The 25,330-nt window shown below is 70.0% G+C and carries 24 protein-coding genes; 13 read left to right on the forward strand and 11 right to left on the reverse strand.

What is annotated here, in order from left to right; genetic code table 11:
• The first annotated feature begins 117 nt into the window (after window positions 1–117).
• Window positions 118–2,040 carry an MBL fold metallo-hydrolase gene (locus INQ48_00845; GenBank protein ID QRF60562.1) on the forward strand — a complete coding sequence of 641 codons (1,923 nt, stop codon included), beginning with the start codon at window positions 118–120 and terminating at the stop codon, window positions 2,038–2,040.
• 10 nt (window positions 2,041–2,050) lie between these two features.
• Here INQ48_00845 and INQ48_00850 read toward each other — a convergent pair whose 3' ends face one another.
• Window positions 2,051–3,079 carry an aldehyde reductase gene (locus INQ48_00850; protein QRF57846.1) on the reverse strand — a complete coding sequence of 343 codons (1,029 nt, stop codon included), beginning with the start codon at window positions 3,077–3,079 and terminating at the stop codon, window positions 2,051–2,053.
• Window positions 3,080–3,143: 64 nt separating this feature from the next.
• On the opposite strand from INQ48_00850, the gene INQ48_00855 reads away from it, so the two are divergent.
• Window positions 3,144–4,148 carry an AraC family transcriptional regulator gene (locus INQ48_00855; GenBank protein ID QRF57847.1) on the forward strand — a complete coding sequence of 335 codons (1,005 nt, stop codon included), beginning with the start codon at window positions 3,144–3,146 and terminating at the stop codon, window positions 4,146–4,148.
• A 16-nt stretch (window positions 4,149–4,164) separates the two neighbouring features.
• On the opposite strand, the gene INQ48_00860 is transcribed toward INQ48_00855, so the two are convergent.
• The 3 genes from INQ48_00860 to INQ48_00870 all read right to left on the reverse strand — a co-directional run bounded on the left by INQ48_00860 (window position 4,165) and on the right by INQ48_00870 (window position 7,060).
• Window positions 4,165–4,875: a nitroreductase gene (locus INQ48_00860; GenBank protein QRF57848.1), complete on the reverse strand. Its 711-nt coding sequence runs from the start codon at window positions 4,873–4,875 to the stop codon at window positions 4,165–4,167.
• A complete protein-coding gene (locus INQ48_00865) occupies window positions 4,853–5,821 on the reverse strand; it encodes a tripartite tricarboxylate transporter substrate binding protein (protein ID QRF57849.1) in 969 nt (322 codons plus the stop codon). The genes INQ48_00860 and INQ48_00865 overlap by 23 nt, the downstream gene beginning before the upstream one ends.
• Window positions 5,822–5,893: 72 nt before the next feature.
• On the reverse strand, window positions 5,894–7,060 hold the full coding sequence (locus INQ48_00870; protein QRF57850.1) for an acyl-CoA/acyl-ACP dehydrogenase: 1,167 nt from the start codon (window positions 7,058–7,060) through the stop codon (window positions 5,894–5,896).
• Window positions 7,061–7,287: 227 nt separating this feature from the next.
• Here INQ48_00870 and INQ48_00875 point away from each other — a divergent pair, with 227 nt between their 5' ends.
• From INQ48_00875 to INQ48_00900, 6 genes are read left to right on the forward strand one after another with little or no spacing between them, the layout of a single operon-like run.
• Window positions 7,288–8,520: a CoA transferase gene (locus INQ48_00875; protein QRF57851.1), complete on the forward strand. Its 1,233-nt coding sequence runs from the start codon at window positions 7,288–7,290 to the stop codon at window positions 8,518–8,520.
• 53 nt (window positions 8,521–8,573) lie between these two features.
• A complete protein-coding gene (locus tag INQ48_00880; GenBank protein QRF57852.1) occupies window positions 8,574–9,038 on the forward strand; it encodes a MaoC family dehydratase in 465 nt (154 codons plus the stop codon).
• The gene (locus INQ48_00885; GenBank protein QRF57853.1) at window positions 9,035–10,330 is read left to right on the forward strand and encodes a 4-hydroxybutyrate CoA-transferase; all 1,296 of its coding nucleotides are present in this window, start codon (window positions 9,035–9,037) and stop codon (window positions 10,328–10,330) included. Before INQ48_00880 ends, INQ48_00885 begins: the two co-directional genes overlap by 4 nt.
• The gene (locus tag INQ48_00890; GenBank protein ID QRF57854.1) at window positions 10,321–11,508 is read left to right on the forward strand and encodes a CoA transferase; all 1,188 of its coding nucleotides are present in this window, start codon (window positions 10,321–10,323) and stop codon (window positions 11,506–11,508) included. Before INQ48_00885 ends, INQ48_00890 begins: the two co-directional genes overlap by 10 nt.
• The gene (locus INQ48_00895) at window positions 11,508–12,383 is read left to right on the forward strand and encodes a CoA ester lyase (GenBank protein QRF57855.1); all 876 of its coding nucleotides are present in this window, start codon (window positions 11,508–11,510) and stop codon (window positions 12,381–12,383) included. Before INQ48_00890 ends, INQ48_00895 begins: the two co-directional genes overlap by 1 nt.
• 56 nt (window positions 12,384–12,439) lie before the next feature.
• Window positions 12,440–13,195 carry an IclR family transcriptional regulator gene (locus INQ48_00900; protein QRF57856.1) on the forward strand — a complete coding sequence of 252 codons (756 nt, stop codon included), beginning with the start codon at window positions 12,440–12,442 and terminating at the stop codon, window positions 13,193–13,195.
• Here INQ48_00900 and INQ48_00905 read toward each other — a convergent pair.
• Window positions 13,177–14,406, reverse strand: coding sequence for a spore maturation protein (locus tag INQ48_00905; GenBank protein ID QRF57857.1), 1,230 nt, complete (start codon window positions 14,404–14,406; stop codon window positions 13,177–13,179). The two genes, INQ48_00900 and INQ48_00905, sit on opposite strands and share 19 nt — an antisense overlap.
• Before the next feature lie 108 nt (window positions 14,407–14,514).
• Between INQ48_00905 and INQ48_00910 the strand changes: the two genes are divergently transcribed.
• The 3 genes from INQ48_00910 (at window position 14,515) to INQ48_00920 (ending at window position 18,451) form a co-directional block, all read left to right on the forward strand.
• Window positions 14,515–16,101 (forward strand): phospholipase D family protein, encoded by a 1,587-nt coding sequence (locus INQ48_00910; protein ID QRF57858.1) that lies wholly within the window; start codon window positions 14,515–14,517, stop codon window positions 16,099–16,101.
• 168 nt (window positions 16,102–16,269) lie between these two features.
• A complete protein-coding gene (locus INQ48_00915) occupies window positions 16,270–17,754 on the forward strand; it encodes a diguanylate cyclase (protein QRF57859.1) in 1,485 nt (494 codons plus the stop codon).
• A 121-nt stretch (window positions 17,755–17,875) separates the two neighbouring features.
• A complete protein-coding gene (locus tag INQ48_00920; protein ID QRF60563.1) occupies window positions 17,876–18,451 on the forward strand; it encodes a helix-turn-helix transcriptional regulator in 576 nt (191 codons plus the stop codon).
• 16 nt (window positions 18,452–18,467) lie between these two features.
• Here INQ48_00920 and INQ48_00925 read toward each other — a convergent pair whose 3' ends face one another.
• Together INQ48_00925 and INQ48_00930 are read right to left on the reverse strand one after the other, a co-directional pair.
• The gene (locus INQ48_00925) at window positions 18,468–18,872 is read right to left on the reverse strand and encodes a phage holin family protein (protein ID QRF57860.1); all 405 of its coding nucleotides are present in this window, start codon (window positions 18,870–18,872) and stop codon (window positions 18,468–18,470) included.
• Window positions 18,873–18,950: 78 nt separating this feature from the next.
• On the reverse strand, window positions 18,951–19,757 hold the full coding sequence (locus INQ48_00930; GenBank protein ID QRF57861.1) for a metallophosphoesterase: 807 nt from the start codon (window positions 19,755–19,757) through the stop codon (window positions 18,951–18,953).
• 126 nt (window positions 19,758–19,883) lie between these two features.
• Here INQ48_00930 and INQ48_00935 point away from each other — a divergent pair, with 126 nt between their 5' ends.
• Window positions 19,884–20,057: a hypothetical protein gene (locus INQ48_00935; protein ID QRF57862.1), complete on the forward strand. Its 174-nt coding sequence runs from the start codon at window positions 19,884–19,886 to the stop codon at window positions 20,055–20,057.
• 28 nt (window positions 20,058–20,085) lie between these two features.
• Here the strand turns inward: INQ48_00935 and INQ48_00940 are convergent, their stop codons facing one another.
• Window positions 20,086–21,066, reverse strand: a complete 981-nt coding sequence (locus tag INQ48_00940) for a LysR family transcriptional regulator (GenBank protein ID QRF57863.1) — start codon at window positions 21,064–21,066, stop codon at window positions 20,086–20,088.
• Between the two features lie 102 nt (window positions 21,067–21,168).
• Between INQ48_00940 and INQ48_00945 the strand changes: the two genes are divergently transcribed.
• Window positions 21,169–21,714, forward strand: coding sequence for a hypothetical protein (locus INQ48_00945; GenBank protein QRF57864.1), 546 nt, complete (start codon window positions 21,169–21,171; stop codon window positions 21,712–21,714).
• An 81-nt stretch (window positions 21,715–21,795) separates the two neighbouring features.
• Here the strand turns inward: INQ48_00945 and INQ48_00950 are convergent, their stop codons facing one another.
• The 3 genes from INQ48_00950 to INQ48_00960 form a co-directional block, all read right to left on the reverse strand.
• Window positions 21,796–23,643 (reverse strand): phosphoenolpyruvate carboxykinase (GTP), encoded by a 1,848-nt coding sequence (locus INQ48_00950; GenBank protein QRF57865.1) that lies wholly within the window; start codon window positions 23,641–23,643, stop codon window positions 21,796–21,798.
• 150 nt (window positions 23,644–23,793) lie between these two features.
• Entirely contained in the window at window positions 23,794–23,946 is a 153-nt protein-coding gene (locus INQ48_00955; GenBank protein QRF57866.1) for a hypothetical protein, read from the reverse strand.
• Window positions 23,947–24,070: 124 nt separating this feature from the next.
• Window positions 24,071–25,270: a threonine ammonia-lyase gene (locus tag INQ48_00960; protein ID QRF57867.1), complete on the reverse strand. Its 1,200-nt coding sequence runs from the start codon at window positions 25,268–25,270 to the stop codon at window positions 24,071–24,073.
• Window positions 25,271–25,330 lie beyond the last annotated feature (60 nt).

Below are 25,330 nucleotides of genomic sequence, written 5' to 3' on the forward strand. Positions count from 1 at the left end.
GGGGCTGCCCAAAATCGCGCCACTTTCCAGCTTCGCGCCAGGCCGCACATGCATCTCCTCCACGTCTTCCCACGCGCACATCGCGCCGCCGCCGCCTGCGCCGCGCTGGCCTGCGCCATGGCCTTCGCGCAGCCTGCAGCGTCCCTCGCGCCCAAGCCACCCGAGCCCGCCACGCTGGCCGCCAATGCCGAATTCGCGAAGACGCTGCCCTTCGCCGACCGCCGCGATTTCGAGGACGCGATGCGCGGCTTCATCGGCACCGTGCCCGACGCGCTGGTGCCCGGCGCCGGCGAGCGCCCGGCATGGAGCATGAAGCCCTACGGCTTCCTGCAGGCCGACGCGCCGGCCGACAGCGTCAACCCGAGCCTGTGGCGTCAGGCGCAGCTCAATGCGATCCACGGGCTGTTCCGCGTGACCGACCGGGTCTACCAGGTGCGCGGCTTCGACATCGCGAACATGACCATCGTCGAGGGCGACAGCACGCTGATCGTCATCGACCCGCTGCTCGCCGCCGAGACCGCGCGCGCCGCGCTCGCGCTGTACTACCAGCACCGGCCGCGCAAGCCGGTCGGCATCGTGGTCTACACGCACGGCCATGCCGACCACTTCGGCGGCGTCAAGGGCGTGGTCGACGAGGCCGACGTGGCGGCCGGCAAGGTGCAGGTGATCGCGCCCTCGGGCTTCATGGAGACCGCGGTGGCCGAGAACATCCTCGCGGGCAACGCGATGAGCCGGCGCTCGCAGTACCAGTTCGGCTCGCTGCTGCCGCCGGGCGTGCGCGGCCAGGTCGACACCGGGCTGGGCAAGGCGCTGGCGCGCGGCACCGTCACGCTGATCGCGCCCACCGCCACCATCGACAAGCCGACCGAGGAGCGCACCATCGACGGCGTGCAGTTCGTGTTCCAGCTCGTGCCGGGCTCGGAAGCGCCGTCCGAGATGCTGATGTACCTGCCGCAGTTCCGCGTGCTCAACATGGCCGAGGACGTGACGCACACCATGCACAACCTCTACACCATCCGCGGCGCCGAGGTGCGCGACGGCAGCCTGTGGTCGAAGTACATCGACCAGGCGCGCGTGGCCTTCGGCGACAGGACCGACGTGCTGATCGCGCAGCACCACTGGCCCACCACCGGGCGCGAGCGCATCGTCGAGCTGCTGAAGAAGCAGCGCGACATGTACAAGTTCATCAACGACCAGTCGCTGCGGCTGCTCAACCACGGCTACACCGCGGCCGACATCGCCGAGACCCTGCGCATGCCCGCGAGCCTCGAGCAGGAATGGTCGGCGCGCGGCTACTACGGCACCCTGCGGCACAACGCGAAGGCGGTCTACCAGAAGTACCTGGGCTGGTACGACGCCAATCCCGCCAACCTCAATCCGCTGCCGCCCGTGGCCCAGGCCCGCAAGACGGTGGAGTACATGGGCGGCGCCGAGGCGGTGATCGCGCGCGCCCGTGGCGATTTCGCCAGGGGCGAGTACCGCTGGGTCGCGAGCGCGATGAGCCAGGTGGTCTATGCCGATCCCACGAACCGCGCGGCGCGCGAGCTCGGCGCCGACGCGCTCGAGCAGCTGGGCTACCAGTCGGAGGCCGGCACCTGGCGCAGCGCCTACCTGGTGGGCGCGATGGAGCTGCGCAACGGCGTGCCGAAGATCCCGTCGGGCGGCACCGCCAACGCCGACACGCTCAAGGCCGTGAGCAACGACCTGTTCTTCGACTACCTCGGCGTGCGCCTCGATGCCGCGAAGGCCGAGAGCAAGCGGCTGGTCATCAACTGGAACTTCACGGACTCGAAGCAGCAGTTCGTGCTGACGCTCGAGAACTCGGCCCTGACCCACATCGCCGGGCGGCAGCCGGATGCCGACGCCACGGTGACGCTGAGCCGCGCCACGCTCGATGCCGTGACGCTGAAGCAGACCAGCTTTCCGGCCGCGGTGCTGGCCGGCCAGGTGCGCATCGAGGGCGACCGCGCGAAGCTGGCCGAGCTGATGGCGATGCTCGACAGCTTCGAGCCGATGTTCCCGGTGGTGGAGCCGCGCTAGGACACACCGCTCACGCCTTTAGCAGCTTCAGCCGCACCAGGCTCTCGGCCGTCGCGACGATCGCCTCCTCGGCCGAGCGCGGGTTCCATCCGAGCAGCCGCCGGGCCTTCTCGCTGGTGGCGTTCATGTTCACGCCGAGCATCGGCACGACGGCCTTCATGCGCGGGTCGGTCTTCGCGCCGAGCCGCACCAGCCAGTTCGGCAGGGCCCGCGTCGACACCTTCTGTGCCGCCGCGCCCATGCGCTCGCGCAGGATGCCCGCCACGTCGGCCAGCCACAGGCTGTCGCCCGCGATCGCGAGGAAGCGCTCGCCCTTGCCGGCCGGATGCGTCATCGCGAGCAGGTGCAGGTCCGCGACATCGCGCACGTCGACGAAGCCCGAGTTGATCCTGGGCGAGCCGGGCTGGCCGTCCATCATTCCCTTGATGATCTGGATCGAGTGCGAGAAGTCGGCACCGAGCGCGGGGCCCAGCACCGCGGTCGGGTTGACGGCCGCGAGCTCGAGGCCGCGGCCTTCCTTCTCGACGAAGGCCCAGGCGGCGCGCTCGGACAGCGTCTTCGACCGCTGATAGGGCGCGACATCGCCCGCGAGGTTGCTCCAGTCCTCTTCATTGAAGGGCCGGCCCATCGGCCCATGGCCGACGCCGACCGCGCCGAAGGCCGAGGTGAGGACCACGCGCTGGACGCCCGCATCGCGCGCGGCGCGCAGCACGCGCAGGTTGCCGTCGACGGCCGGCCTGACCCAGTCCTCGTCGGTGGCATAGCTGCCCGATGGCGTGGGCGAGGCGCCGTGGATCACGTAGGTGCATCCCTTGGCGGCCTCGGCCCAGCCGGCGTCCGCGCCCAGGTCCGCGACCACGAAGCCCAGCCGCTTGCCCGGCTCGGCGCCGCCTGTCTTAAGGTGCTCGCGGACCTCCGCTTCCCGTGCGAGCGTGCGCACGGTCGTGCGGACGCGAAATCCCTGGGCCAGCAGCGCGAGGATGCAGTGCTGCGCGATGAAGCCGGTGCCGCCGGTGACCAATACCAAAGCCTGTTCCATATCCGTTCCTTGTTCGTCCTTGATTCGAGATGGGGAACGATATTTCGAGGGGCTCGGACTGTGAATGCTTGGGAGTACGCTTTGCTTGCGCGATAGTACGAAGATGAGCGCCGATCCCTTCTCCGACATCCTCAAGTTGACCCATGCGCAGAGCCTGGTGACCGGCGGCTTCACGGCCGGCGGCACCTGGGCGATCCGGTTTCCGGCGCCCGACAAGATCAAGTTCTTCGCCGTCGTGAAGGGCCACTGCTGGGTCCGCATCGAGGGGGAGCCCGAACCCGCGCGCTTCGAGACCGGCGACGTGGGGCTGCTGTCGGCGCACCGCTGGTCGATCCTGTCCAGCGATCCCGAGGCCGAGCCCGTCGATGCCATGGGCCTGTTCTCGGGCGCGGGCCGCTCCTCGGCGCAGCTCGGCGACGGCAGCGAGTTCGCGCACATCGGCGGCCATGTGCTGCTCGACCCGGTCAGCGGGCCCTTGCTGCTGAATGCGCTGCCGCCGTGGATCCATGTCCGCGCGTCGGCGCCGCAGGCCCCGGTGTTCCGCTGGCTGCTCGATCACCTGATGGAGGAGCGCACGCAGGCACAGCCGGGTGCGCAGCTCGCCGCGGCCCAGCTCGCGCAGCTGCTGTTCATCCAGATCCTGCGCGCGCACCTGGGAACCTCGGGGCCGCTGGTCGCGGGCTGGCTGCGCGCCCTGAGCGAGCCGCGCATCGCGCCGGCCCTGCGGGCCATGCACGACGATCCGGCGCGTGCCTGGCACCTGGAGGAGCTGGCCAGCGCCTGCGCCATGTCGCGCACCACCTTCGCCTCGCACTTCAAGGCCGTGGCCGGCATCGCGCCGCTGGGCTATCTGACCGAGTGGCGCATGCGCCTGGCCGAGCGCGCCCTGGGCGAGGACGACACGCCGGTCGCGCTCGTGGCGCAGAGCCTGGGCTACACCTCCGAGAGCGCGTTCAGCCATGCCTTCAAGCGCGTCACCGGGAGTTCGCCGACGGCCTACCGGCAGGCGCTGCGCGCGGGGGCGAGGGTAGGACTCACGAGCCGCGAGGCGGTGCCGCAGGAATCCTAGGCGCCCGCCGCCCCCTTCAATCGCGCGACCACTGCAGGGTCGCGTCGACGGGCACGCGCGAGGTCCTGTAGCCGTTCGCCGGATCGTCCGCATCGGCGTGGCCGAAGGAGATGCCGCACACGACCTGCTGGTCGGCGGGCAGGCCGAAATGGGCGCGGATCGCCGCGGCGTGCCGCGCCAGCGCGGCCTGCGCGATGGCCGCGACGCCGTGCGCCTCGGCCGCCAGCAGGAAGTTCGCGACCCAGCCGCCGGCGTCGACCAGCGCATAGGGCCCGAGCTCGGCCGGCACGGTGACGACCAGCACATGCGGTGCGCCGAAGAAGTCGAAGTTGCGCAGCGCCTGGGCCGCCGAGGCGTCGCGGTCGCCGCGGCGCACGCCGACGGCGTCGTAGAGCTGCAGGCCGGCTTCGCGGCGCCGCTCGAGGTGCACGCCGCGGTACCCGGCGGGAAAGGGAAAGTCGCTGGCCGGCGGCTGCGCGCGCGCCGCGGCCTGCATGGCCGCGCGGAAGCGCTCGGTGCCCGCGCCGCGCGTCACGACGATGCGCCAGGGCTGCGTGTTGCACCACGAGGCCGTGTGGCGCGCGGTCTCGAACAGGCGCTCGATGGTGGCGTCGGGCAGCGGCTCGCCCAGGAAGGCCCGGCAGCTGCGGCGGCGCGACGCGAGGTGCGCGAGGATCCGGGCTTCGGATGGGCTCAAGGCCGCCTCACTCCGCCTGGATGCCCGCATCCTTGATGCGCGTGCCCCAGGCCGCTTCCTGCTCGACCATGAAGCGCGCGAACTCCTCGGGCGGCGCGGGATAGGGCTCGAGGCCCAGCGCCGCGAAGCGTTCCTTGATCGCGGGCTTGTTGAGCGACTTGACGACTTCGGCGCTGAGCTTCGCGACGATGTCCGGCGGTATGCCGGCCGGCCCCATCAGTCCGCCCCAGGCGATGTACGAGAAGCCCGGAAAGGTCTCGCCCAGCGCCGGCAGGCCCGGCATCAGGATCGAGCCCTTGTCGGCCATCATGGCCAGCGGCCGCACCTTGCCGTCCTTGACCAGCCCCTGCGACGAGGCCAGGTCCACGAACATGAAGTCGAACTGGCCGCCCACCAGGTCGACCAGCGCCGGCGGCGTGCTGCGGTAGGGCACCGCGATCGCGGAGAACTTGCCGACGTTCATCAGGTGGGCGCCCGCCACCTGGCCGGTGGCGTTGCCGTAGCCCATGGTGTTCTTCGCGCCGCCGCGCACGGTCTTGAGGAAGTCGGCGACGTTGGTCACGGGCGAGGTGCCATTGACCACCAGCACGAACGGAAAGTTGGTGGTGCGCGCGATCGCGGTGAAGTCCTTGATCGGCGCGTAGTTGAGCTTCTTGTAGAGCCAGGGATTGGCCGAGTGGGCCGAGCTCGTGCCGAGCAGCAGGGTGTAGCCGTCGGGCGCGGCCTTGCTCACGGCCTCGGCGGCGATCGAGCCGTTGGCGCCGGGCTTGTTGTCGATCACGATCGGGGCGCCGAGTCCCTTGTGCACGTCCTCCATGAGCACGCGCGTCATCACGTCGGTGCCGCTGCCCGCGGCGAAGGGCACGACGACGCGGATCGGCTTGGCCGGATAGGGCTGGGCCGAGGCCGCGGCACAGGCCAGGGCGAGCGCGCCCGCGGCGAGCGCCTTCGCCAGGAAGGAATCCAGAATCTGCATGCGTGTCTCCTGTGCCGCTGAGGGCTTGTTGTGGGTCCGGTCGGTCGATGCGTGGCGAGCGTGGCGTGTGCCTCAGTAGGACTTGGGCAGCCCCAGCACCTTCTCCGCGATGAAGCACAGCACCAGCTCGGGGCTGATCGGCGCGATGCGCGGGATCATGATCTCGCGCAGGTAGCGCTCCACGTGGTATTCCTTCGCGTAGCCGAAGCCGCCGTGCGTCATCACCGCCTGCTGGCAGGCATTGAAGCCGGCCTCGCCGGCCAGGTACTTGGCGGCGTTCGCGGCCGCGCCGCAGGGCAGTCCGCTGTCGTACTGCCAGGCCGCCTGCATCACCATGAGCCAGGCCGCCTCGAGCTCGATCCAGTTGCGCGCCAGCGGATGCTGGATGCCCTGGTTCTGGCCGATCGGGCGGTTGAAGACCACGCGCTCGTTGGCATAGGCGGTGGCACGCTCGAGCGCGAGCTGGCCCAGGCCCACGGCCTCGGCGGCGATCAGCACGCGCTCGGGGTTCATGCCGTGCAGGATGTATTCGAAGCCGCGGCCTTCCTCGCCGATGCGGTCCTCCACCGGGATCTCGAAATCCTCGATGAACAGCTCGTTCGAGTCGACGCACTTGCGGCCCATCTTCTCGATCTCGCGCACCTCGACGCGGCTGCGGTCGAGGTCGGTATAGAACAAGGTGAGCCCGTGCGTGGGCTTCTCGACCTCTTCCAGCGGCGTGGTCCGCGCGAGCAGCAGCACCTTCTGCGCGACCTGGGCGGTCGAGATCCAGACCTTGCTGCCGTTGACCACGTAGCGGTCGCCGCGGCGCTGTGCGCGCGTGCGCAACTGGGTGGTGTTGAGGCCGGTGTTCGGCTCGGTCACGGCGAAGCAGGTCTTGACCTCGCCGCGCGCCATCGGCGGCAGCATGCGCTGCTTCTGGGCCTCGCTGCCGAACACGACCACGGGGTTGAGCCCGAACACGTTGATGTGCACCGCCGAGGCGCCCGACATCCCGGCGCCCGAGCGCGAGATGGTCTGCATCATCACGGCCGCATCCGCGATCGACAGCCCCGAGCCGCCGTACTGCTCGGGAATGCAGATGCCCAGCCAGCCGTCCTTGGCCAGGCTGTCGGCGAACGCCGTGGGGAAGCCGCCTTCCCGGTCCCTTTCGAGCCAGTAGGCATCGTCGAAACGGCGGCAGATCTTCTGGATGGAATCGCGGATGGATTCCTGTTCGGCGCTGAGCTGGAAATTCATGGACGGGCGACAGGTTGAAAACCCAATCATTCATCTATGTGTTTAATATTGACATGAGGGAGAACACCTAGACTCATCGCTGATGGAGGAGCTCTTCCTCTGAAGGCGAGCAAAAATCCGAAGTCGAAAGAGTTTGTCGCGTCAGCAAAAGCGTTTCAGGAGCTTGGCGATATTGTTCATGTATGTGTACTATTCGTACACGACAAAGAACAATCCTCAGGAGACGCATGACAGTTCCCCCCACGCCCGCGCCGCTCGCGGGCTTCCGCATCGTCGACATGAGCACGGTGCTCATGGGCCCGGTCGCGACCCAGGTGCTGGGCGACTACGGCGCCGACGTCATCAAGGTCGAGCCGCCCGAGGGCGACGTGATGCGCCACGCCGGCATGGCGCGCACGCCGCGCATGGGGGCGATGTATCTGGCGAACGGCCGCAACAAGCGCAGCATCGTGCTGGACATCAAGCAGCCGGCCGCGAAGGAGGCGCTGTTCGCGCTCTGCCGCTCGGCCGACGTGTTCATCCACAACGTGCGTCCGGCCGCAATGCAGCGCGCCGGGCTCGGCTACGAGGACCTGCGCGCGATCAATCCGTCGATCGTGTACGTCGCGCTCGTGGGCTACAGCGAGCACGGCCCCTATGCCAACCAGCCGGCCTTCGACGACATCATCCAGGCCGGCGCCGGCGTGTCGGGGCTGTTCGTGCGCGCGGGCCTGGACGAGCCGGTGTTCGTGCCGATGACCGTCGCCGACCGCGTGACCGGGCTGACCGCGGCGCACGCCACGCTGGCCGCGCTGCTGATGCGCGAGCGCACCGGCATCGGCCAGGCGATCGAGGTGCCGATGTTCGAGACGCTGGTGCAGACCGTGCTCGGCGACCATCTCAACGGACAGGCCTTCGAGCCGCCGATCGGCGAGTCGGGCTACAGCCGCCTGCTCACGCCGCACCGCCGGCCCTACAGGACGCTCGACGGCTACATCGCCGCCACGCCCTACAACGACAAGCAGTTCCGGGCCTTCTACGCCGCGATCGGCCGCGCCGACGAGATCGACAGCAATCCGCTTTTGGGCAGCCAGAGCGCGCGCGCCAGCAACTACCACGCGACCTACGCGCAGCTCGCCGAGATCATCGCCACCCGCAGCACCGACGAGTGGCTCGCGCTGTGCCGCGCACACGAGGTGCCGTGCGCGCGCGTCAATTCGATCGACGACCTGCTGGTCGATCCGCACCTCGAGGCGGTGGGCTTCTTCGAGCGCGGCGAGCATCCGTCCGAAGGCCGCATCGTGCAGATGCGGCCCAGCACGCGTTGGAGCAGCGCCGACGTCTCGATCCGGCGGCATGCGCCGCGCATCGGCGAACAGAGCGTCGAGCTGCTGGCCGAGGCCGGCTTCGATGCCGAACGCATCGACGCGATGCTGGCCGAAGGCAGCACCGTCGACGGCCGACCTGGACCGCGCGACTGAGATCCGTTTTCCTCTTCCGCTTCCACCCACGCACAGGACCCACAGGACCCACCATGGCAGGCCTCTACTTCGAGCAGTTCGAGATCGGACACATCTTCCAGCACGCGACCACGCGCACCGTCACCGAAACCGACAACCTGCTGGCGACCGTGCTGAGCATGAATCCGCAGCCGCTGCACCTGGACGTCGAGTTCGCGGCCAAGACCGAGTTCGGCCGGCCGCTGGTCAACAGCACCTTCACGCTGGCGCTGGTCATCGGCCTGTCGGTCAGCGAGACCACGCTGGGCACCACCATCGGCAACCTCGGCATGCGCGAGGTCACGTTCCCGAAGCCGGTGTTCGCGGGCGACACGCTGCGCATCGAGACCACGGTCAAGAGCAAGCGCGTCTCGAAGTCGCGGCCCGACGCGGGCATCGTCGACTTCGAGCATCGCGGCTACAACCAGCGCGGCGAGATCGTCTGCGTGTGCCAGCGCGCCGCCTTCATGCGCCGGCAGCCCGAGCCGGCCCTCGCATGACGGGCGGCTCGTCGCCGGTCGACGCGCGCGATTTCGACCTGCGCGGCCTGCTGCGCGCGGACGACTGGATCGTCTGCGGCCAGGCCGCGGCCGAGCCGCTGACGCTGACGCGGCGGCTGCTGGCGGACGACGGCGCGGCGCTGCCGTCGACGGTGTTCCTCGGCACCACCCTGTCGGCGAGCTTCGACGGCCCGGTGCCGCCAGGCATGCGCTTCGTCTCGTACGGCGCGATGGCGCGCACCTGCGGCCTGGCCGACCGCGGCCTGCTCGAGGTGCTGCCCGAGCGCTATGCCCTGCTGGCCGGGTTGTTCGCCGAGGGCACGCTGCGCGCCGACGTGGTGCTGCTGCAGGTGGCGCCGGGCGGAGCGCACCGGCCGCCGAGCCTGGGCCTGGCCAACGACTACACGCTGGCCGCCGCGCGGCGCGCCCGCGTGGTGATCGCGGAGGTGAATCCGGCCGTGCCCTGGACCCATGGCGCGGCGCTGCCGGGCGACCTGCGTGTCGATCACTGGGTCGCGGCCGATGGCCCGCCGGTCGAGCTGGCGCCGGCCCGTTCCGGGCCGGTGGAGCAGGCGATCGCGCGCCATGTCGCGGCCGCCATCCCCGAGGGCGCCACGCTGCAGACCGGCATCGGCAGCCTGCCCGATGCCGCGCTGGCCGAACTCGGCGGGCACCGCGACCTCGGCATCCATTCGGGCGTGCTCGGCGACGCCGGTGCGCGGCTCGTGCGCGCGGGCGCGGCGAACAACAGCCGCAAGGGCATCGACGCCGGCATCTCGGTGACCAACACCGTGATCGGCAGCGCCGAGCTCTATCGCTGGGTCGACGACAACCGGGCCGTCGAGGTGCGGCCCGCCTGCTACACGCACGCGGCCGAGGTCATGGCGCGACTGCATCGCCTGTGCGCGATCAATGGTGCGCTCGAGGTCGACCTCTCGGGCCAGGTCAACTGCGAGGCCATCGGCGGGCGCCAGCGCGGCGGCGTCGGCGGCCTGCTGGATTTCGCGCGCGCCGCGCGGCAGTCGCCGGGCGGGCGCGCCATCACGGTGCTGCCGGCCACCGCCGAGGGCGGGCGGCGCAGCCGCATCGTGCTCGACCTCGCGGGCAACCCGGCCACCATCGGCCGCGCGGACGTGGACCTGGTCGTCACCGAATTCGGCGCCGCCGACCTGCGTCACGCCACGCTGGACCAGCGGGCCGAGCGGCTGATCGCGATCGCCGCGCCCGCATTTCGCGAAGCGCTGGCGCGCGGCTGGCGCGCATCCATCGGGGGGAGAAGGGCATGGCACTGACGCAGGGACCGCTCGCGGGCATTCGCGTGCTCGAGTTCGCGGGCATCGGCCCGGGGCCGCTGTGCGGCATGCTGCTCGCGGACATGGGTGCCGAGGTGCTGCTGGTCGAGCGCAAGGAGGCGGCCGACATCGGGCTGCCGCGGCCGCGGCGCTTCGAGCTGCCGCACCGCGGCAAGCACTCGATCGCGATCGACCTCAAGGCGCCCGAGGGTGTGGCGCTGGCGGCCGATCTCGCCGGCGCGGCCGACGTGCTGGTCGAGGGCTTCCGGCCCGGCACGATGGAGCGGCTGGGGCTCGGCCCCGAGCCCTGCCTGGCGCGCCAGCCGGCGCTGGTCTACGGCCGCATGACCGGCTACGGGCAGGACGGCCCGATGAGCCGCGCCGCGGGCCACGACCTCAACTACATCGCGCTGGCCGGCGCGCTGCATGCCATGGGCCGGGCCGGGCAGGCGCCGACGCCGCCGCTGAACCTGGTCGGCGACTATGCGGGCGGGGCGCTGAACCTGGCCTTCGGCATCGCCTGCGCGCTGGTCGAGCGCGGCCGCTCGGGCCACGGCCAGGTCATCGATGCCTCGATGGTCGAGGGCGCGGCCCTGCTCATGACCTCGTTCTTCGGCCTCTATGCGGCCGGCATGCACGCGGCGCCGCGCGGCTGCAACCTGCTCGATTCGGGCGCGCCGTTCTACGAGGTCTACCGCTGCGCGGACGGCGCCTGGGTCGCGTTCGCCGCGATCGAGCGCAAGTTCCGCGCGGTGTTCGCCGAACGCGCCGGCCTCGCGCCCGATGCGCTCGCGGGGCTCGACGATCCTGCCACCTGGCCCGCGGCCAAGGCCATGCTCGGCGCGCTGTTCGCGGGCCGCACGCAGGCCGACTGGTGCGCGCTGTTCGAGGACTGCGATGCCTGCGTCACGCCCGTGCTCTCGCACGAGCAGGCGGTGGCGCATCCGCACAACCGGGCACGCGCGAGCTTTGTGCGGGTCGACGGCGTCGCGCAGCCCGCGCCGGCGCCGCGGCTGTCGCGCACGCCGGGCGCCATCCAGCGCCCGCCACCCGAAACCGGCGCGGGCGGCCTGGCCGTCGCGCGCGCCTGGGGCATCGGTGGCGACCGGCTCGATGGCCTCCTGCAGGCCGGCGCGGTCGCCGGCGCCCTCGATTCCCAATCCCAAGAGATGCCCTGATGCGATCCTTCCTCTTCGTGCCCGCGGACAGCCCGCGCAAGATCGACAAGTCGTTCACGAGCGCGGCCGACGCGCTGATCCTCGACCTCGAGGACGCGGTGGCGCCGCAACGCAAGGACGAGGCCCGGCGGCTCGCGCGCGAGGCCCTGGGCCGCGAGCGGGGCGGGCGCCGGGTGTTCGTGCGCGTCAATGCCTTCGACACCGGCCTCACGCTCGCCGACCTCGGCGCCGTGATGCCCGGCGGGCCCGATGGCGTGGTGCTGCCGAAGTGCGCGGGGCGCGAGGACATCGTTCGCCTCGACCACGTGCTCGACGGCATGGAGGCGGCCCTCGGGCTGCCGCCGGGCCGCACCTCGATCGTTGCCGTGGCGACCGAGACGCCGGCCGCCGTGCTGGGGCTCGCCGGCTATGCGGGAAGCAGCGCGCGGCTGTGCGGCCTGATGTGGGGCGCCGAGGACCTGGCGGGCGCGCTGGGCGCATCGTCGAACCGCACGGACGGGCGCTACCGCGCGCCGTTCGAGCTCGCGCGCAACCTGTGCCTGCTCGGCGCCGCGGCCGCCGAGGTGATGGCCATCGACGCGGTCTACACCGACTTCGCCGATACCGAGGGCCTGCGCGCCGAGGCCTCGGCCGCGCGCATCGACGGCTTTCGCGCCAAGGCGGCGATCCATCCGGACCAGTGCGCCATCGTCAACGCGGCCTTCGAGCCCTCGGAGGCCGAGCGCCGCTGGGCCCGCGCCGTGCTGGACGCGCTCGCCGCCACGCCCGCGGGCGTGGCGAGCCTCGACGGCCGGATGATCGACCGGCCGCACGAGGTGCAGGCGCGCCGCATCCTCGGCCTGGCCGCTCCGGGCGGGCCGGTGGGCTCCGGCTAGACTTCCCGCCGGTACCGAGCCCCACTCCGTCGTCAGTCAGAAGGAAATTTTCATCCGTGGATGTCAAGCAGGTCGTCAACGCCCTGGAGCTGATCGAGTTCTTCGCGACGCATCGACGGCCGGCCACGCTGGCCGAGATCTCGAAGCATTTCGGCTGGCCGCGCTCGAGCACCTTCAACCTGCTGGGCACGCTGGCCAATCGCGGCTACCTCTACGAGCCGCGCGCGCGCGAAGGCGTCTATCCGTCGCCGCGCTGGCAGCAGCTCATCGATGCGATCGAGCGCGCCGCGCCGCTGCCGCCGAGCCTGCGCACGCTGCTGGAGGCGCTGTCGAAACGCACCCAGGAGACGGCCGTGCTGGGCGCCATCAGCGGCGGCCAGGCGTTGTTCATCGACGCGGTCGAGTCGCCGCATGCCGTGCGCTATTCGGCCGCGCCCGGCAAGCTGGTGCCGCTGCACGTCACCGCCACCGGCCGCGCGCTGCTGTCGCAGCTGTCCGACGCCGACCGCGCCACAGTGCTGCGCAAGGCCGTGTTCGAGCGCTACACGCCGACCACGCTGATGAGCGTGGAGGCGGTCGAGATCGAGATCGCGCGCTCGATCCAGCGCGGATGGTTCGAGGGCGCCGCGGAGTTCACGGCCGACCTCGGCGGCGTGGCGCTGCCGCTGCAGGTGGGGCAGCGCCAGTTCGCGCTGCTGGTGGGCGGGCCGATGTTCAGGATCCAGCCGCGCCGTGAAGAGCTCGCGCGCATCATGCGCGAGGAGATCGCGGCGCACCTGCCCGACGCCGGTCTTCAGCCGAAGAACCAGTAGCAGACCGCGATCGCCGCGACCACGCCCGCCAGCTCGGCCAGCAGCGCGCAGGCCACCGTGTGCCGCGCGCGCTGGATGCCGACCGCGCCGAAGTACACGGCCAGCACGTAGAAGGTGGTCTCGGTGCTGCCCTGGATGGTGGCGGCCGCGAGCGCGGGGAAGCTGTCGACGCCCTGGCTCTTCATGGTCTCGATCAGCATCGCGCGTGCCGCGCTGCCCGAGAAGGGCTTGACCAGCGCGGTCGGCAGGGCGTCGACGAAGCGCGCGTCGAAGCCGCCCGCATGCACCAGCCAGCGCACGCCCTCGAGCGCGAGGTCGAGCGCGCCCGAGGCGCGCAGCACGCCGATCGCGCACAGCATCGCGACCAGATAGGGCAGCAGGTTCTTCGCGATGTCGAAGCCTTCCTTGGCGCCCTCGATGAAGCATTCGTAGACCTTCACGCGCTTCAGCGCGCCGGCCAGCAGGAAGGCGACGAGCACGCCGAACAGCGTGAGGTTGCCCAGCAGCGAGGAGAGCGCGGCGATGGCCGCGGCCGAGAGCGTGCCCAGCAGCGCCATGAAGCCGCCGAGCAGCAGCGCGCCGGGCAGCAGGTAGGCCAGCACCACCGGGTCCCACAGCCGGAGCCGCTGCACCGCGGCCACCGACAGCAGCCCGACCAGCGTGGAGGCGCTGGTGGCCAGCAGGATCGGCAGGAACACCAGCGTGGGATCGGCCGCGCCCTGCTGCGCGCGGTACATGAAGATGGTGACCGGCAGCAGCGTGAGCGAGGAGGCGTTGAGCACCAGGAACAGGATCTGCGCGTTGGTGGCCGTGACCGGGTCGGGGTTGAGCCGCTGCAGCTCGCGCATCGCCTTCAGGCCGATCGGCGTGGCGGCGTTGTCCAGGCCCAGCGCGTTGGCCGCGAAGTTCATGGTGATCAGGCCCAGCGCCGGATGGCCGGCCGGCACGCCGGGCATGAGCCGGCGGAACAGCGGGCCGAGCATGCGCGCGAGCCAGGCCACGAGGCCGGCCGCCTCGGCGATGCGCAGGAAGCCCAGCCACAGGGTGAGGGTGCCGAACAGCAGCACCATGACCTCGACCGCGAGCTTGGCCATCGCGAACAGGCTCTCGACCAGCGCCGCGAAGACGGCCGGGTCGCCGCCGAACAGCCAGCGGCCGAAGGCGGCCAGCGCCGCCACCAGAAAGAAACCCAGCCACAAGCCGTTGAGCACTCTTTTCCGACCCCTTTTCTTAGCCTTCTCTTACCCTCGCACGCGCCCGTGGCGCCGCGTCGATCATAGGGGTGACGTTCGTCACCGCCGCGAGCTACATTTCGAGCCATGCCCGCCACCCCGCTTCGCCGCCGCCTTGCCGTGCTCGCCCTGTGCGCCGCGGCCGCATGGATCTCGGGCTGCGCGAGCCTGCCGCCGCCGCCCGACAAGCCGCCGACCCTGGCCTTCACCGACGTGCGGCAGACCGAGCTGGGCCAGCTCGCGTACAAGGACGCGCCGGGCGGCAGCGAAACCCCGCTGTCGGGCTTCCGGCTGCTGCCCGAGGCGGCCTTCGCCTTCGACGCGCGCATCTCGCTGGCGCGCCACGCCGAGAAGTCGCTCGACGTCCAGTACTACCTGATCGAGAACGACGACGTCGGCCTGCTGTTCCTCAAGGAGCTGCGCGAGGCGGCCGCGCGCGGCGTGCGCGTGCGCCTGCTGGTCGACGACCTCTACACCGGCGGCGCGGACGAGGTCTTCAGCACCTTCTCGGCCTTCCCGAACGTGGAGGTGCGGCTGTTCAACCCGCTGCCCTCGCGCTCGAGTTCGCTGGCCACGCGGCTGGCACTGTCGATCACCGACTTCGGCCGCATCAACCACCGCATGCACAACAAGCTGCTGATCGCCGACAACAGCTTCGCGGTCTCGGGCGGGCGCAACATCGCCAACGAGTACTTCATGCGCAGCACCGCGGCGAACTTCATCGACATGGACGTGATCTCGTGCGGCCCGGTGGTGCGCCAGATGTCGGACGGCTTCGACCGCTACTGGAACAGCCCGCACGTGCGCCCGATCGAGAACATCGCGCCGCTGGCGATGACGCCCGAGGCGGCGCAGCGCCGCTTCGACGAGATCGCGCGCACGGCGGTGCCCGACGTGCCGATCCGCCCGCGCGACATCCTCGACAAGTCGCCGGTGGGCGAGCAGCTGATCACCGGCAAGCTCGACCGCTACTGGGCGCCGTTCACGCTGTTCGTGGACGACCCCGAGAAGATCACGCGCAAGCCCGAGCTGGCCTACCGCGGCAGCGTGACCGAGGGCGCGCTCGGCGTCATCGACTCGGCGCAGCACGACGTGAAGATCGCTTCGCCCTACTTCATTCCGGGCGCGCGCGGCATGGCGCAGATGAAGAAGAACATCGCCTCGGGCGCGCGCATCACGGTGATCACCAATTCGCTGGGCGCCACCGACGAGCCGCTGGCCTACGCGGGCTACGAGCGCTACCGCGCCGACATGCTGAAGATCGGCGTCAACATCTTCGAGATCGCGCCGCTGCTCAGCGGGCGCTCGGGCCAGTTCGGCGACTTCGGCAAGACCATCAGCCGGCTGCACGCCAAGCTCGCGATCGTGGACGACGAGCGCTTCTTCGTCGGCTCGATGAACCTCGACCACCGCTCGGCCGCGGTCAACACCGAGATGGGTCTGGTGATCGACAGCCCCGACATGGTCAACGACTACGACCGGCTGATGCGCACCACCGCGCGCGTCAACATCGGCTACCGCCTGCGGCTGGGGCCCGACGGCCGCCGCGTCCAGTGGCTCGAGTACGACGACGCGGGCGGCGACATCGTCCACGAGGACGAGCCCGGCGAGTTCATCTGGCTGCGCTTCAAGAACTGGCTGCTGCTGCCGATCGTGGGCGAAGAGCTGCTCTGAAACGCCTCGGCGCGCAGGCAGAATCCCCGGCTGCGGGCTCGCGCCGGGTGCTACCACCGGGTAATAATTAAGTTTAAAGTCCCTGGCGCCTTCCGCCCCGGGCCGATCCTTGCCGGATCGTCGCGGCGGCGATGCCCTGTCCCGCCTCTTCTTTCGAAAGCTTCACGGATGGACCTGACCGACGCGACCGATGCCGCCCCCGTCGACGACCTCGACGCCACCTTCGACCTGGCGCCGGTCTCGCTCTGGATCGAGGACTACAGCGCGCTGCGGCGCATGCTCGATGGCTGGCGCGCGCAGGGCGTGACCGACCTCGTCGCCTTCCTGGCCGAGGACCCGCAGCGCGTGCGCGACTGCATGGCCTCGCTGAAGGTGCTGCGCGTGAACCGCCACACGCTCGAGCTGTTCGCGGCCGAGAGCGAGGCCCATCTGCTCGGTTCGCTCGACAGCGTGTTCCGCGGCGACATGTCGGCGACCGTGGTGCACGAGCTCGACCAGCTCTGGCGCGGCCAGATGCGCTTCGAGAGCGAGACCGTGAACTACGCGCTCGACGGCCGCCGGCTCGACGTGCGGGTGCGCGCGCGCGTGCTGCCGGGCCACGAGGCGCACTGGGACCGCGTGCTGGTCGCGCTCGACGACGTGACCGAGCGCGTGGCCGCGCAGCGCCGGCAGGCCGAGAGCGAGCGCTACGCGCGCAGCCTGTTCGACCATTCGCCGGTGTCGCTGTGGGTGGAGGACTTCAGCGCGGTGCGCGGCCTGCTCGACAACCTGCGCGCGCGCGGCATCACCGACTTCACCACCTTCCTCAAGGTGCATCCCGAGTTCGTGACCCGCTGCATGCAGGAGATCCGCGTCATCGACGTGAACCACGAGACCCTGCGCATGTTCGGCGCGCCCGACCTGCGCACCCTGCTGGGCAGCCTGTCGCGCATCTTCCGCGACGAGATGCGCGAATCCTTCGCCGAGCAGCTCAACGACCTGTGGAACCACAAGACGCTGCAGCAGCGCGAGGTGATCAACTACGCGCTGTCGGGCGAGATGCTCAACATCCACATGCAGTTCGCGGTGCAGGAGGACCGGCTCGACAGCTGGGACCTGGTGCTGGTCTCGCTGGTCGACATCACCGCGCGCAAGAAGGCCGAGGCCTACCTCGAGTACCTGGGCAAGCACGACGTGCTCACGCAGCTGTGCAACCGCACCTTCTACACCGAGGAACTCAACCGGCTGGCGCGCAAGGGGCCGTGGCCGGTGTCGATCGTGGCGATCGACCTCAACGGCCTGAAGCAGCTCAACGACCAGGAAGGCCACGCCGCTGGCGACACCATGCTGCGCCGCATGGGCGAGGTGCTCGACAAGGCGGTCGACACGCCGTCCTGGCCCGCGCGCATCGGCGGCGACGAGTTCGCGGTGCTGATGCCGCAGACCGACGAGCGCGGCGCCGAGGCGATGCGCGAGCGCATCCTCGCGCTGCTGGAGCTCAACAACCAGTTCCATGCCGGCCAGAGCGGCCATGCGCTGAGCCTGGCGATCGGGCTGGCGACCTGCCATGCGGGCGATTCGCTCGAGGCCGCGCTGCAGCGCGCCGACCGCGCGATGTACGCCGACAAGGCGCTGCACTACAAGGACAGCCCGCACGAGCGCCGCGGCGGCTGAGACCGCGACGGAATTCCTAGACCGGTTGGTAATTCCGCACTCGGGGTGTATGCAAGACGACGCGCGAGACTAGAATTTCGCCATGACCGTCCCGACCGCCAAGCCCTCGTTCAAGGAGCAGATGCTGGCTGCGCGGGAAGAGGCCATCGTGCAGACCGCCAACCGGCTGCTGGCCCAGAAGGGCTTCGAATCGATGACGGTCGACGAGGTCGCGGCCTCGGTGGGCATCGCCAAGGCCAGCCTCTACAAGCATTTCCCGAGCAAGGAAGACCTGGCGGCGGCCGCCATGGTGCGGCTGATGCAGCGCACGCTCGATCTGCTCGCGTCGCTGCCGGCCGACGAGCCGCCGATCGGCAAGTTGCGCGCCACGGTGCGCTGGGCGCTCGAGCTGCAGCTCGCGGGCGAGATGCCCTCGCTGCCGCACCAGAATTCCAGCCTGCGCGCGACCCTGCTGGGCAACCGCGGCTACATCGACCGGCTGGTGACCATCAGCGACACCCTCGGCGGCTGGATCCAGGCGGCCCAGGCCGACGGCTCGATGAATCCGAAGCTGCCCGCGATCGGCGTGCTCTACACGCTCTATGCGCGCGGCTGCGATCCGGTGCTGGGTTTCCTGCAGGGCGGCGGGCAGCACAGCGACGCGCAGATCGTCGAGCTGGTGCTCTCGACCTGCTTCGACGGGCTGGCCGCGCGCTGAAGCGCGGCTCGAATTCCTAGAGCCAGTTGCCGGTGCCCTGCGGCATCTGGATCGTGGTGGCCGGATCGCTGCCGCCGACGAAGGCGCCGATCAGGATGCTCAAGATCGAGACGAACAGGCTCGCGAACAGCGCGGTCCAGAAGCCCGAGACCCGGAAGCCGCGCACCAGCGCCGCCACCAGCAGGATCATCAGCGCGTTGATCACCAGCAGGAACAGGCCGAAGGTCACCAGCGTGAGCGGCAGGGTCAGCACGATCAGCAGCGGCTTCACGACCGCGTTCGCCAGGCCCAGCAGCAGCGCCGAGATGACCAGCGCGCCGGTGCTCTCGAAAGTCAGGCCCTTGAAGATGTGGCTCGCGATCCAGAGCGAGAGCGCGGTGATGGCCCAGTGGATGAGGAAGGGAGCGAGGTTGTCGAGCATGCGCGGGCGGCCGGGGCCGAAGGGCGGTGGTTGGAGGAGAAGTGCGGGCCATCATATCGACGGCCCGCCGCCGCGGATTCAGCGGATCTCGATCAGCAGCTCGGGCCGGAAGCCCTCCTGCTCGCCCTTGCTGCGGTAGCCCAGCGGATTGGCGACCACGCGGCAGCCGTCCTTCACGTAGTCGAAGGCGCAGTGCAGGTGGCCGTGCAGCCAGAGGCTGGCTTGCGGCAGCAGCTCGTCGAGCGAATTGCAGAAGCCCGCCGTGCCGGGCGTGAGCCCGTAGCGCGGATCGGCGCTGGCCAGCGAGGGCGCGAAATGGGTGATGGCGACCGTGGTGCCGTCGAAGGGCTGGGCCAGCGCCTCGCGCAGCCAGGCCTGGCAGGTGAGCCCTTGCTCTCGCAATTCGGCCGACAGGAAGGGCACGCCGTTGCGCCGCGAGGACATCTTCCCGAGATAGAAGTCGGCCGCGCGCATCGCCTTGCCGCGCTTCTTGAGCGCCTCGGCGAGGCCGTCGGTGGGCGTCACGAGCGCATCGAAGTCGGCCCACAGCGTGGTGCCGATGAAGCGGATGCCCTCGATCACCAGCGTTTCGCGCTCGAGCCAGAGGATGCCGAGCTCCTCGCACAGCGCGCGCAGCCGGGCATGGGTCTCGTCGAAATCGAGGTTGTCGTACTCGTGGTTGCCCGGCACGTAGATCACGGGCGTCGGCCAGCCCTTTTTGGGCGAGAAGCGGCCGAGGCCGAAGTCGGGCTCCTCCAGGCGCGAGCCTTCCTGGTAGGAGCCCACGTCGCCCGCGAGCACCAGCAGGTCGGCGCCCGGCACGGGCTCGGCGTGGAAGCGCGGATGGGATTCGAGATGCAGGTCCGACAGCAGCTGCAGTTTCATCAGGGTTTCTATCTAGGTGGATCAGCCTATGCGCATCGCGCATAGATCTGGCATTTTTTAACTAGGGTTAACCCCTAATCTATGGGGCATCAACCACTGCAGCGCAGCCAAGAGCCGCGCACCATCATGTTCAGCCTCATTGCCCAAGTGGCACGTTTCTTCCGTTCCTCCGCCAATTCTGCGCCGGCCAGCCACGCCGCGACGCTGATGGAAAGCGCCGATGTGCGCGCGGGCCTCGATGCCCACCACGCGCAGGAACTGCGCGGCGCGGCAGCCGCCTGGCTGCGCGTCGTTCGCTGACCCGCGAACGATTCCGACGCCGGGCGTTTCAGCCCGGCACCTGCTGCCCGAGTATCGAGCCCGCGAAAGCGGCCGCCGCCGAGCGCAGCAGCGATTGCCGCAACCATTCGTGCGAGTGGGCGTGCTGGGCGCGCCGGTGCCAGATGGCATCCACGTGCACCGGCGGCTGGTCGAAGGGCAGGTCGCGCAGCACCAGCTGGTCGCCGATGCCCGTGACCGTCACGAAATGGCGCGGCAGCACCGTCAGCAGATCGGTGGTCGCGACCACCTGGCCAGCCGTGAAGAACTGGTTCACCGTGACCACGATGCGCCGCTCGCGCCCGAGCGCGCCCAGCGTCTGGTCGATGAAGCCGTAGGGCCGGCCCGAGAAACTCACCAGCAGGTGCCGCGCGGCGCAGTAGTCGTCGAGCGTGAGCGGCTGCTCGGCCAGCGGATGGCCGCGGCGCATCACGCATACATATTGGCCCAGGTACAGCCGCTGGGTCTCGAAGGGCACGCCCACGCCCGACTGGCCGCGCGCCGCCAGGCTCGCGATCACGGCCGGGAAGTAGCCGATCGCCATGTCGACCTCCTCGTGCTCGAGCATGCGGCGCGGGTCGCGCGTGGTCAGCGGCAGCACCCGCATCGAAATGCCCGGCGCCTCGGTCTCGGCGATCCGCACCAGGCCCGGCATCAGCTCGGCCGCGGTGGCATCGGCCATCGCCAGCAGGAAGGTGGTGTCGGCGGTGCCGGCATCGAACTCGCCCGGCGCCAGCGTGTGCTGCAGCTGGCGCAGCGCGTCGCGCACCGTGGGCCACAGCGCCAGCGCGCGCGGCGTGGGCTCCACGCCGGCACCGGCGCGGCGCACCAGCTCGTCGCCCAGCACCTCGCGCAGCCGCCGCAGCGCATTGCTCACGGCCGGCTGCGTGATCGACAGGTTGCGCGCGGCGCGCGTGAGGTTGCGCTCCGCCATCACCTCGTCGAAGACGCGAAGCAGGTTGAGGTCGAGTGTGCGGAAATTGACGTCCATCAGTCTTGTGAATGATAAACATCAGAAAGATAAAGTGGAAACTTACTAGGGCAAACCCTAATATCGAGGCATCGGAAATAGAAACACGCCTTGGAGGGCATCATGACCAGCTTCGTACACGTCGACCAACCCACCGTCCACCCCGGCGTCCAGCGCGCCGAAGTCCTGTTCGGCCACCTGAAGGCCGCACGCGGCGGCAGCAGCGCCCGTCCGCTGATCCTGCTGCTGATCGTCGCCATCGTCTCGGCCGTGCTCGTGGTGGCCGACACCATCGTCAGCCACTGGGACGAAGGCGCGCTGCTCGCGGCCTGGGCCCTGGTCTGCGCCGGCGCCTTCGCGGTGATCGCGCTGTTCGCCGGTTCGCTGGCCAACGGTGCCAACAAGCTGGGCGCCACCTGGCTGGCCGCTTCGCGCCGCCGTGCCGCGGCCCGCGCCGACGCCCGCTTCCTCGAAACCGCGCACAGCGACCCGCGCGTGATGGCCGAACTGCAAGCCGCCGTCTGGCGCCAGCAGTCGGAAGGCACGGCGAGCGTGGCCGATGCGGCCCGGATCGACGCGCTGGCCGGCGCTGCCGCCCGTACGCAATCGGCTCGCATGCCCACGCTGTACGAAGCGATGCGCCGCATGAACAGCTCGCGCTACTACTGATCGGCGATCGCGCCCACGAAAAAGCCGCCCGAGGGCGGCTTTTTCGTGTCTGGAGCGCACCCCTCGCGGGGCGCGTCCACCTCAGGCCGCGAGGCGCTGCTCGATCGCCGCCTTGGTCGCGGGCAGTTCCTTCGGCAGGTGATGCGCCAGTTGCTCGAACAGCTCGTCGTGCAGCTTGAGCTCGGCCTGCCAGGCGGCCTTGTCGATGCTGGTGACGGTGGCGAACTGCTCGGCGCTGAAGTCCAGGCCGGTCCAGTTGAGGTCCTCGTAGCGCGGGCTCACGCCGGTGATGTGGTCGACGCCGTCGGCCTTGCCTTCGATGCGGTCGATCATCCACTTGAGCACGCGCATGTTCTCGCCGTAGCCGGGCCAGACGAACTTGCCGTCGGCGCCCTTGCGGAACCAGTTGGTGGTGTAGATGCGCGGCAGCGTGGCGCCCGAGGCCTGCAGCTTCTTGCCCAGGTCGAGCCAGTGCTGGAAGTAGTCGCTCATGTTGTAGCCCATGAACGGCAGCATCGCGAACGGATCGCGGCGCACCACGCCCTGCTGGCCGGCGGCCGCGGCGGTGGTTTCCGAGCCCATGGTCGCGGCCATGTAGACGCCCTCGACCCAGTTGCGGGCCTCGGTCACCAGCGGCACGGTGGTCGAGCGGCGGCCGCCGAAGATGAAGGCGTCGATCTTCACGCCCTTCGGATCGTCCCAGGCATCGTCGAGCGCGGGGTTGTTGGTGGCGGCCACGGTGAAGCGCGCGTTCGGATGGGCGGCCTTGGCGCCGGTTTCCTTGGCGATCTGCGGCGTCCAGTCCTTGCCCTGCCAGTCGATGCAGTGCGCGGGCGCGTCGCCCATGCCTTCCCACCAGACGTCGCCGTCGTCGGTCAGCGCCACGTTCGTGAAGATCACGTCGCGGTCGAGGCTGGCCATGCAGTTCGGGTTGGTCAGGTCGTTGGTGCCCGGGGCCACGCCGAAGTAGCCGGCCTCGGGGTTGATGGCGCGCAGCGTGCCGTCGGCCTGGGGCTTGATCCAGGCGATGTCGTCGCCGATGGTCGTGACCTTCCAGCCGTCGAACCCAGCCGGCGGGATCAGCATCGCGAAGTTGGTCTTGCCGCAGGCGCTCGGGAAGGCGGCGGCCACGTGGTGCTTCTTGCCCGCGGGGCTGGTCACGCCCAGGATCAGCATGTGCTCGGCGAGCCAGCCTTCGTCGCGGCCCATGTTCGAGGCGATGCGCAGCGCGAAGCACTTCTTGCCCAAGAGCGCGTTGCCGCCGTAGCCCGAACCGAAGCTCCAGATCTCGCGCGTCTCGGGGTAGTGGACGATGTACTTGGTCTTGTTGCAGGGCCAGGCGACGTCCTTCTGGCCGGCCTCGAGCGGCGCGCCCACGGTGTGCACGCAGGGCACGAACTCGCCGTCGGCGCCCAGCACCTCGTACACGGCCTTGCCCATGCGGGTCATGATCTTCATGTTGACCGCGACGTAGGGGCTGTCGGACAGCTCGATGCCGATGTGCGCGATCGGCGAGCCCAGCGGGCCCATGCTGAAGGGCACGACGTACATCGTGCGGCCCTTCATGCAGCCGTCAAAAAGCGGCTGCAGAGTGGCGCGCATCTCGGCCGGGGCCATCCAGTTGTTGGTGGGGCCGGCGTCTTCCTTGTTGGCGGAGCAGATGTAGGTGCGGTCTTCGACGCGCGCCACGTCGCTCGGGTCGGAGGAGGCGAGGAACGAGTTCGGGCGCTTGGCGGGATTGAGCTTCTGGAAGGTGCCGGCGTCCACCAGCTGCTGGCAGAGGCGGTCGTACTCTTCGTTGCTGCCGTCGCACCAGTAGATGGATTCGGGTTTGCACAGCGCGGCCATGTCGGCCACCCAGGCAATCAGCTTGGCGTTCTTGACGTAGGCGGGCGCCTGAATGCCAAGGCCCTTCGTGGGTGCGTTCATCGGAAATCTCCTAAGTTGAAAAATCGTCTTTCCGAACGGTGCGCCACGCCGCAAAGGCGTGGAGGTCCGTTTGAGAAAACGTTTCGGCTCGGGAGAGGAGGATGCGTCAGCGCGGGCCGCACGACCCGCGGACGAGAGCGCAAATGCCTGTCAGGCGAGGAAGACGGCGATCGATGCGAGCAGCAGCATCAGCACGCCGCCGGCGATCGGCAGCACGATCGGCATCAGGTGAACGATCGACTCGACCGTGTCTTGCTCGACGGCAGCGCCGTGCGCGGGCTCGACAGGAGTGGGGTGGGACATCGGGAATACCTCTGATACTTTGAATGACACGAACTGGTGGCATTTTACCGGTGGGGTGCATGCGCGCGGTCTAGGGGGTTGCGAGACCCCTGGAACCAGACGTAACCGGACGGCCGGGCCAGGGTCAGTGCTGCTCCTGCGCCTCGAAGCCCGCCGTGGCCAGCGCTTCCAGCACGCTGGCCAGGTGTTCGCGGCCGCGGGTCTGCAGCACCAGCTCGATGTCGACGTTCTGCGCCGCCAGCATGGTGAAGGCGCGCTGGTGGTGGACCTCGTCGACGTTAGCGCCCGCTTCGGCCACGGTGGCCGTGATCTGGGCCAGCGAGCCCGGCACGTCGCGCGCGCTGACGCGCACCCGCGCGAGCCGGCCGGCGCGCACCATGCCGCGCTCGATGATGGCCGCGAGCAGCAGCGGATCGATGTTGCCGCCCGACAGCACCAGGCCCACGCGCTTGCCCTTGAAGCGTTCGGGATGCCGGATCAGCGCGGCCAGCCCGGCGGCGCCGGCGCCTTCGACCAGCGTCTTCTCGATTTCGAGCAGCATCAGCACGCCCTGCTCGATGTCGCCTTCGTCCACCAGCACCAGGTCGTCGACATGACGCGCGATGATCTCGCGCGTCAGCACGCCCGGCGTGCCGACCGCGATGCCCTCGGCGATGGTGCTCTTGCCCTGCGGATGCTGCGTGCCCTGGACCGCGTTGACCATGGCCGGGAAGCGCGTGGTCTGCACGCCCACGATCTCGATGCCGGGCTTGAGCGCGCGCGCGGCCACCGCCATGCCCGCGATCAGTCCGCCGCCGCCGACCGACACCACCAGCGTGTCGAGCTCGGGCTCGGCCGCGAGCATCTCGAGCGCCACCGTGCCCTGGCCGGCGATGATGGCCTCGTCGTCGTAGGGATGCACGAAGGCCAGGCCCTCGCGCTGCGCGAGTTCGACCGCATGGGCGCGCGCCGCGTCGAGCGTGTCGCCGTACAGCACCACCTCGGCGCCGAAGCCGCGCGTGCGCTCGATCTTCACGCCGGGCGTGAAGCGCGGCATCACGATCAGCGCGCGCAGCCCGAGCCGCTGCGCGTGATAGGCCACGCCCTGCGCATGGTTGCCGGCCGACATCGCGATCACGCCGCGGGTGCCGCTCTCCGACAGGTCGACCAGCTTGTTGCAGGCGCCGCGTTCCTTGAACGAGGAGGTGAACTGCAGGTTCTCGAACTTGAGGAACACCTGCGCGCCCACGATCTCCGAGAGCGTGCGCGATTCCACGCAGGGCGTGTCGAGCACCTGTCCCGAAAGGCGTGCCGCGGCACGGCGTATTTCTTCGATTTCGACCATGGCGCGCATTGTGGACGGAATCGGACACCAGGGTTTTTACCCTTTCGGCGTCTTCCCGAA

It is taken from the genome of Variovorax paradoxus, from assembly GCA_016806145.1.
Classification (GTDB): Bacteria; Pseudomonadota; Gammaproteobacteria; order Burkholderiales; family Burkholderiaceae_C; genus Variovorax.

What these genes read in the sequence shown, in the direction of transcription:
- INQ48_00890 (QRF57854.1), top strand. Translation starts at nt 10,321, where the DNA reads ATGGCACTGACGCAGGGACCGCTCGCGGGCATTCGCGTGCTCGAGTTC.
- INQ48_00895 (QRF57855.1), top strand. Translation starts at nt 11,508, where the DNA reads ATGCGATCCTTCCTCTTCGTGCCCGCGGACAGCCCGCGCAAGATCGAC.
- INQ48_00950 (QRF57865.1), bottom strand. Translation starts at nt 23,643, where the DNA reads ATGAACGCACCCACGAAGGGCCTTGGCATTCAGGCGCCCGCCTACGTC.
- INQ48_00910 (QRF57858.1), top strand. Translation starts at nt 14,515, where the DNA reads ATGCCCGCCACCCCGCTTCGCCGCCGCCTTGCCGTGCTCGCCCTGTGC.
- INQ48_00880 (QRF57852.1), top strand. Translation starts at nt 8,574, where the DNA reads ATGGCAGGCCTCTACTTCGAGCAGTTCGAGATCGGACACATCTTCCAG.
- INQ48_00870 (QRF57850.1), bottom strand. Translation starts at nt 7,060, where the DNA reads ATGAATTTCCAGCTCAGCGCCGAACAGGAATCCATCCGCGATTCCATC.
- INQ48_00875 (QRF57851.1), top strand. Translation starts at nt 7,288, where the DNA reads ATGACAGTTCCCCCCACGCCCGCGCCGCTCGCGGGCTTCCGCATCGTC.
- INQ48_00935 (QRF57862.1), top strand. Translation starts at nt 19,884, where the DNA reads ATGTTCAGCCTCATTGCCCAAGTGGCACGTTTCTTCCGTTCCTCCGCC.
- INQ48_00845 (QRF60562.1), top strand. Translation starts at nt 118, where the DNA reads ATGGCCTTCGCGCAGCCTGCAGCGTCCCTCGCGCCCAAGCCACCCGAG.
- INQ48_00940 (QRF57863.1), bottom strand. Translation starts at nt 21,066, where the DNA reads ATGGACGTCAATTTCCGCACACTCGACCTCAACCTGCTTCGCGTCTTC.
- INQ48_00925 (QRF57860.1), bottom strand. Translation starts at nt 18,872, where the DNA reads ATGCTCGACAACCTCGCTCCCTTCCTCATCCACTGGGCCATCACCGCG.
- INQ48_00920 (QRF60563.1), top strand. Translation starts at nt 17,876, where the DNA reads ATGCTGGCTGCGCGGGAAGAGGCCATCGTGCAGACCGCCAACCGGCTG.
- INQ48_00855 (QRF57847.1), top strand. Translation starts at nt 3,144, where the DNA reads ATGCTTGGGAGTACGCTTTGCTTGCGCGATAGTACGAAGATGAGCGCC.
- INQ48_00915 (QRF57859.1), top strand. Translation starts at nt 16,270, where the DNA reads ATGGACCTGACCGACGCGACCGATGCCGCCCCCGTCGACGACCTCGAC.
- INQ48_00945 (QRF57864.1), top strand. Translation starts at nt 21,169, where the DNA reads ATGACCAGCTTCGTACACGTCGACCAACCCACCGTCCACCCCGGCGTC.
- INQ48_00850 (QRF57846.1), bottom strand. Translation starts at nt 3,079, where the DNA reads ATGGAACAGGCTTTGGTATTGGTCACCGGCGGCACCGGCTTCATCGCG.
- INQ48_00960 (QRF57867.1), bottom strand. Translation starts at nt 25,270, where the DNA reads ATGGTCGAAATCGAAGAAATACGCCGTGCCGCGGCACGCCTTTCGGGA.
- INQ48_00885 (QRF57853.1), top strand. Translation starts at nt 9,035, where the DNA reads ATGACGGGCGGCTCGTCGCCGGTCGACGCGCGCGATTTCGACCTGCGC.
- INQ48_00860 (QRF57848.1), bottom strand. Translation starts at nt 4,875, where the DNA reads ATGCGGGCATCCAGGCGGAGTGAGGCGGCCTTGAGCCCATCCGAAGCC.
- INQ48_00930 (QRF57861.1), bottom strand. Translation starts at nt 19,757, where the DNA reads ATGAAACTGCAGCTGCTGTCGGACCTGCATCTCGAATCCCATCCGCGC.
- INQ48_00955 (QRF57866.1), bottom strand. Translation starts at nt 23,946, where the DNA reads ATGTCCCACCCCACTCCTGTCGAGCCCGCGCACGGCGCTGCCGTCGAG.
- INQ48_00865 (QRF57849.1), bottom strand. Translation starts at nt 5,821, where the DNA reads ATGCAGATTCTGGATTCCTTCCTGGCGAAGGCGCTCGCCGCGGGCGCG.